The following is a 6,084-nucleotide window of genomic DNA, read 5'->3' as shown; positions in this document are numbered from 1 at the left end:
ACTGATGAACTAACAGTTTTTTCAATGAAACCATTCCGGCGATTGGAGTTTTCAGAACGCTCGTATTCGCTTCTTCCTAAATGTTCATCCATTTCGGCTTTAAGAAGTGCATTCAGTGGTTCAGAAAATACTTCTGTCATTGATTTAATTAAACTATTGGCACTGCTAGCATCAAAAATATCTGGGTTTTCTAGTACCAATTGGTTAAATTGGTCCATTACTTTTCGATAATTTTCAGATTTAGGTGGTTTTGGAGTTATTTTCTTTGCCATCTTGTTAATCATCCTTAATTAATTATTTGAATTTTAACACGATGCCAATTTAACACACTTATTTCATTACTACCTAATTAATTATTTGAATTTTAACACGATGCCAATTTAACACACTTATTTCATTACTACCAAAAAAACAGGTATAAAGCACCTTTAGATTTTTTTGTATTAGGAATGATAACATTTGCGTTAGTACATTTCCTACTTTGAAGGAGTTATTTTATTGCACTAATATTTATATTATTCTGTTGCTTCTGAAAACCTCTGAGTTTGCACAATAAAATAGATTATTAAAAAAACAGTTTACCAAAAGTTTAATTTTTGTTCATAATTTCGTTCTGAAACTAGACACAAACACGATACATCGTTTTCTTTTTAATCAGTGATAATTTTAGCGTGCTTATTCACATTAGAAATTTTTAAAAAGGAAACTATGGAAAATATTCATTTTAAAGCAAAGAACGCAGACATCATTCAAAAGAAAATTAAAAATGTCTTATCAATGTATGAGAAATTTAATTGTGATGTAATTTTTAATGAAAAAAAACTAAAAATTACAATAACTTCAGATTATATGATCTTTCAAGACGGTTTAATTAACGGAAAAATTAATATGACATTAGAAGATTTAGCGAAGTTAATGCAAGCTGGATTTAACAAATTAGATAGCAAGATTGAAGAAACAGAAAATCGGTTTAACACTAAAATTGAAGAGACAGAAAATCGACTTAACAAAAAGTTAGATTTTCACGAAACATTGTTTAAAGAACATGGTTGAATATAAGTAAACATAAAATTTTTACAATAACTTATATCCTAACTCCTGTACACACCTAACGTGAAATTAAAATATGAATAAAATACAACAAAATAACGGATACTCAAAGTTCCGTATATAAGCGAAAAGGAATTTGGTATGTGTTATTTCGATATAGTTTATTTTTTTTAAAATGTTATAAATTTCAGAAAATACGGTTTTACAAATCTCCTTTAAATCTGCTTTTGTCTTAAATTTTTAACGATTTAATACTTTTACTATAAACCGTTTTTTATGAGCACTTATTTTAATAACTTGCTAAGTTATAGTTAAAAATTATTCTTGTTTTTTTGAATAGAATTTGCTTATATATAAAAAATGGGTCCATTCACAATCAAGTGAAAAAACCCATTCATTTGAATTTATATTTTTAAATTATAAAGAATCAATTTCTTTTAAGTATTTTTCAACAGCAGCATCCCAGTTGTTGTCCGTACTTAAAGCTGAACCATACATGTAGATTTCAGCTAATAAAAATTCTTTATCATTTGTTGCAACTTTGTTAGTGGCAAGTCACGCAGTATTCATCATGTGTAATGTTGCAATGATTGATGCATCAAGTTCATGTTTCGTATAACGATTCCCTTGGTTGTGAACATATGTTTGTTCAACATTACCAACAGATTGAACAATAGCGTATTTTTTACCTTTTAGTTTGAATCCTTCAAGGCCTGTGAAACTATAAGCAAAACCTGGAGTTAATACTTCATCCATTCATTTTTTAAATGTTCATGGAGCTGTATATCATCAAGTTGGATAAGCAAAAGTAATAATTTCATATTTTGATAACAGTTCTTGTTCTTTAGTTACATCAAAGTTTCCCTTTGAATCTAAGAAATGAATATCAGTGTCTTTGGCTTTTGCTTTAACAGCTTCGATGAACCCTTTAATGTGTAAAGATTGTTCGTAATTGGGGTGAGCAACAATAATTAGTTTCTTTTTCATATTTTTCCTTTAAAAATTTAATTACATCAAAATTGTAAATGAATATCTTTTTTTGTAAGGAAATCGCCACGCTGATTGAATTTGTCAATCAATTTGTTCACTTAAAAAGAATCTGTTTTGTTAAAGAACTTTTTCTTTTAAAAAATACAAAAGTATTAAAATATTGGTATGGTGTTTTAATGGAGAATAATATGAAAGATAAAAAAGTAAAGAAAATCCGATACAAAAAAGTGTATCCAATAAAAGAGCATTACAATCCTTATACTCATAACTGAACATGAGAATATGATTATTCTAAAGAGCCAAAGCTAGTTCCTAAAGGTCCTTTAACTGTAAGTTCGTTTTTTAATGCGCTTGGAGATTTTTTTAAAAATTTATTCAAAGCAATATTGTATTTAATTTGACCGATCGATTAAAACAGCAATATTTTGTGCAATTATGGAAAAAGTATTTTATGCAATTATGGAAATTAAAATTGGCGTTGAACAAGCAATTGAACATGGAGCTTTGACATTACTTAAAATAAAACAAAGAATTCACGATTCAAAAAATATTACTCCTTTTTTAAAGATCGCGCCTTCTTAATGGTCATTACTGCAGAAGATCCAGCATATAAAAGAGATGAAGATGTATTTGATGTTCCAATCAATATGTTAAGAAACTAATTTTGTTAATAAAAATATTTTAAGTTAATGATTTTTTACTTAATACTTTTTTATAAATTTTATCTACATTTCTGAGAAAGTAATTATTGTTTATTAGTTTATTGATTGTTTTAATCGGTAGATATTTTTGAATATCATTTGCTTTAATAATAGCAATTAAGTCTTGATTGTTTTTTAAAGCAAAAAAAGTCATTTTTTGCAAATAATCATAAACTTCTTCTCGAGAGTAATTAGTTTGTTTAAGAATTTTGGTCATCAAAACTTGACTAAAGTAAATGTGATTCATACTATCAATTCGCTTGTTCATTACTTCAGTGTTGATTACTAAATTTTTAATCACATCATTCATTCTATTTAAAATATAAACAATTAAATGGAAACAATCAGAAATAATAATTCGCTCATTTGAACTGTGACTAATATCTCGTTCGTGCCATAATAAGTTATTTTCGTATGAAGTATTAGCATAAGAACGAATTAAACGAGCTAGTCCACAAATGTTTTCACTACTAATTGGATTTTTCTTATGTGGCATGGAACTAGAGCCCTTTTGTTTAATCTTAAATCCTTCAGCCGCTTCATTAATTTCACTGCGTTGTCAATGTCTTAATTCAACTGCCATTTTTTCAAGAGTGGTTGCTAAATTAGCAAAGCAACTTAGTAACTCGATATGGCGGTCCCGTTGGGTGACTTGGGTGCCGATTGAATCTACATCTAGACCTAACTCTTTAGCCACAACTTCATCAATTTCGGGTTCAATGTGAGCATAGTTACCCATTGAACCTGATATTTTAGTTACTTCAATTGTTTTTCTAGCGTTATTAATTCGTTGTTTTTGCCTTAATAACTCGTCATATCATAACAAGAATTTAAGACCTAAGGATGTTGGTTCACCATACATCCCATGGGTTCGCCCCATAATTAATTGTTTCTTATAAGTTAAGGCCTTTTTTAAAACATTTGCAATTAATTCTTCCAAAGTTTTTAAAACTATTTCATTGCTTAATTTAATCTGATAGTTTTGAGCTGTATCAACAATATCGGTTGATGTTAAGCCAAGATGAACTCATTTTCTTTCTAAGCCTAGTTGTTCATCAATCATTCTTGTAAAAGCAATCACATCATGTTTAGTTTGTTCTTCAATTTCAAGCATCCGGTTTTGATCGATAACAACTTTTGCTTTAATTAATTTTGTGTAGTCATCAGATGGAATTAGTTTTAGTTGATATCACCCTTTGATAACAGCTAATTCAATTTTTCATCAGAGTTCTAATCTAGTTTGGTTATTTCAGATGTCATTTAAAACTTTAACTGCATATCGTTCAATCATTAGAGTTTCTCTTTTTGTAAAATGGATTTATCTAAAATAATGAGATCATTCCGGTCTGGTCCAGTGGAAATTAAAGCTACATTCGTATTTAATAATTTTTCAATTTTTAAGATATAGAATTGTGCGTTCTTGGGTAATTCACTAAATTTAGTAATTCCTTTAATTTCTTGATCTCATCCATCCATTTCTTCATATATAGGTTCACAACGTTGGTAGTCTTGGATTTTGGCCGGAACATAATTAATGACTTTACCGTCTAATCGGTAACGTACACATATCTTGAGTTTCTTTTGACCACTTAAAACATCTAAAAGCATGATGGCCAAATGAGTTTGCCCGCCAATCCTTAATGAATGACGCATGGATACAGCATCAAATCAACCGATTCTTCTTGGTCTTTTAGTAGTTGTTCCATATTCATGTCCTTTTTCGCGAATAGCATCACCAACTTCGTCTAATAATTCACTTGGAAAAGCGCCATTGCCAACTCTGGTTGAATAGGCTTTAGTGATTCCGATAATGTGATGGATGTATTTTCAACTAATACCTACATCACTTGGAATACTTAAAGCTGTTGGGTGGGATGAAGTCACAAACGGATATGTACCCTGATCAATATCAAGCATAATGCCTTGTGCTCCTTCGAAAACAATTCGTTTAGAAGCTTTTGCATAATCATTGACTAGAATTGATGTATCTGTGATTAAATGTTTAATTTGATTAAATAAATTTAATTGTTCATCAAACATTTTTTGCCCATCAATTTCGGGCTTATGATAAATGTTTTTAAATAAAGCATTTTTAAATTGCACATTAGCTAAAAATTTCTTTTTACAGTCATCAATATCAAAGAAATCAGTCATGCGGATACCAATTCGATTCATTTTATCTTGATAGCATGGACCAATTCCTTTTTTAGTTGTTCCAATTGAATCAGCACCACGATATTCTTCTTGATAACCGTCTAATTCCATATGGTAAGGAAAGATAATATGAGCGCGATCACTAATTCTTAAATTATTGCAATCAAAACCGTTTTCTTTCAGATTATTAATTTCTCTGACTAGATTCTCTAAATTAATTACACATCCAGAAGCAATAACATTAATTGTTTTGGAATTAAAAATTCCACTAGGAATAATGTTTAATTTAAATTGTTTATGATCAAAAGTAATTGTGTGTCCTGCGTTGTTGCCACCAGCTCAACGCACGACCATATCGGCTTTTTGAGCAAAGACATCAGTTATCTTTCCTTTTCCTTCATCACCCCATTGTGATCCAACTATAACGATATTTTCCATTAATGACTCCTTTATATTTCTTGGTTTAAATGGTTTTTATTGCTTTTTATTATTTACGTTGTTTTTCCATTTTTTCAATAACAGCTTTTTTAAGATAGCCGATGTATGGTAGATTTCGGAATTTTTCTTGATAATCAATTCCAAAACCAACCACAAATTTATCGGGAACTTGATAGCAAGCATAATCAATTGGAACATTAACTTTACGGGCTTCATATTTATCTAAAAAGGTGATTAAACCAATTGATTTAGCGCCACGAAGTTTTAATAATTCAATAACTTTATTAGTTGTATATCCCGCATCTATGATGTCTTCCACTAATAAAACATCATAGTCTTTAACATCAGTTGATAAATCCATCACAATTTTAGGAGCACTCACAGCATGAGTGTGACCCCGAAAAGATGAAATCGTCATGAAGTCAACTTCTAAATCAAGATTAATTAATGGAATTAGTCGGCCCATGAAGGTAATACAGCCCTTTAAGATGCCGACTAATAATAATGACTTATTCTTATAGTTTTTATTGATTCACTGTGCTGCTTTAATACAACCATCATCAACTTCTTGTTTTGTTACTAGAACCTTCTCGATACGGGGATCAATTGAGACAGTTTTAGATAATAGAACAGAATCAGATTTTGACTTTTTGCTAACGTTCATAGCAAGACTCCTAGACTAAATTTAATTCGTAATCCAGATGAATTAAATGTTGCAGAATAGAAATATCTTGGATTACTTTAATATAGT

8 protein-coding genes are annotated in these 6,084 nt (G+C 29.6%); 3 read left to right on the top strand and 5 right to left on the bottom strand.

Annotated features, from left to right (window positions below):
- The coding region (locus T384_RS0101355; RefSeq protein WP_027119525.1) for a transposase at positions 1-272 on the bottom strand (272 nt) is incomplete at its 3' end.
- 436 nt (positions 273-708) lie between these two features.
- Between T384_RS0101355 and T384_RS0101350 the strand changes: the two genes are divergently transcribed.
- The gene (locus T384_RS0101350) at positions 709-1,059 is read left to right on the top strand and encodes a hypothetical protein (RefSeq protein WP_027119524.1); all 351 of its coding nucleotides are present in this window, start codon (positions 709-711) and stop codon (positions 1,057-1,059) included.
- Between the two features lie 408 nt (positions 1,060-1,467).
- Here the strand turns inward: T384_RS0101350 and T384_RS06085 are convergent, their stop codons facing one another.
- Positions 1,468-2,037 carry an NAD(P)H-dependent oxidoreductase gene (locus T384_RS06085; protein WP_052663400.1) on the bottom strand — a complete coding sequence of 190 codons (570 nt, stop codon included), beginning with the start codon at positions 2,035-2,037 and terminating at the stop codon, positions 1,468-1,470.
- Positions 2,038-2,228: 191 nt separating this feature from the next.
- Between T384_RS06085 and T384_RS0101340 the strand changes: the two genes are divergently transcribed.
- The gene (locus tag T384_RS0101340) at positions 2,229-2,453 is read left to right on the top strand and encodes a hypothetical protein (protein WP_027119523.1); all 225 of its coding nucleotides are present in this window, start codon (positions 2,229-2,231) and stop codon (positions 2,451-2,453) included.
- Positions 2,454-2,475: 22 nt separating this feature from the next.
- Positions 2,476-2,622 carry a hypothetical protein gene (locus tag T384_RS07225; protein ID WP_156933102.1) on the top strand — a complete coding sequence of 49 codons (147 nt, stop codon included), beginning with the start codon at positions 2,476-2,478 and terminating at the stop codon, positions 2,620-2,622.
- Between the two features lie 99 nt (positions 2,623-2,721).
- Here T384_RS07225 and purB read toward each other — a convergent pair whose 3' ends face one another.
- Genes purB through hpt form a run of 3 tightly spaced genes read right to left on the bottom strand, consistent with a single transcriptional unit; the run spans position 2,722 to position 5,997 of the window.
- Positions 2,722-4,032, bottom strand: coding sequence for an adenylosuccinate lyase (gene purB / locus T384_RS0101325; RefSeq protein ID WP_027119522.1), 1,311 nt, complete (start codon positions 4,030-4,032; stop codon positions 2,722-2,724).
- On the bottom strand, positions 4,032-5,333 hold the full coding sequence (locus T384_RS0101320) for an adenylosuccinate synthase (RefSeq protein WP_027119521.1): 1,302 nt from the start codon (positions 5,331-5,333) through the stop codon (positions 4,032-4,034). The genes purB and T384_RS0101320 overlap by 1 nt, the downstream gene beginning before the upstream one ends.
- A 49-nt stretch (positions 5,334-5,382) precedes the next feature.
- Complete coding sequence (hpt, locus tag T384_RS0101315; protein WP_156933101.1) at positions 5,383-5,997, bottom strand: hypoxanthine phosphoribosyltransferase; 615 nt, start codon at positions 5,995-5,997, stop codon at positions 5,383-5,385.
- Positions 5,998-6,084 lie beyond the last annotated feature (87 nt).

Source organism: Mycoplasma testudinis ATCC 43263 (assembly GCF_000687795.1).
Classification (GTDB): Bacteria; Bacillota_I; Bacilli_A; order Mycoplasmatales; family Mycoplasmoidaceae; genus Mycoplasmoides; species Mycoplasmoides testudinis.
The sequence above is the reverse complement of the archived record's forward strand: the minus strand, read 5'-3'. Positions and strand labels throughout refer to the sequence as shown.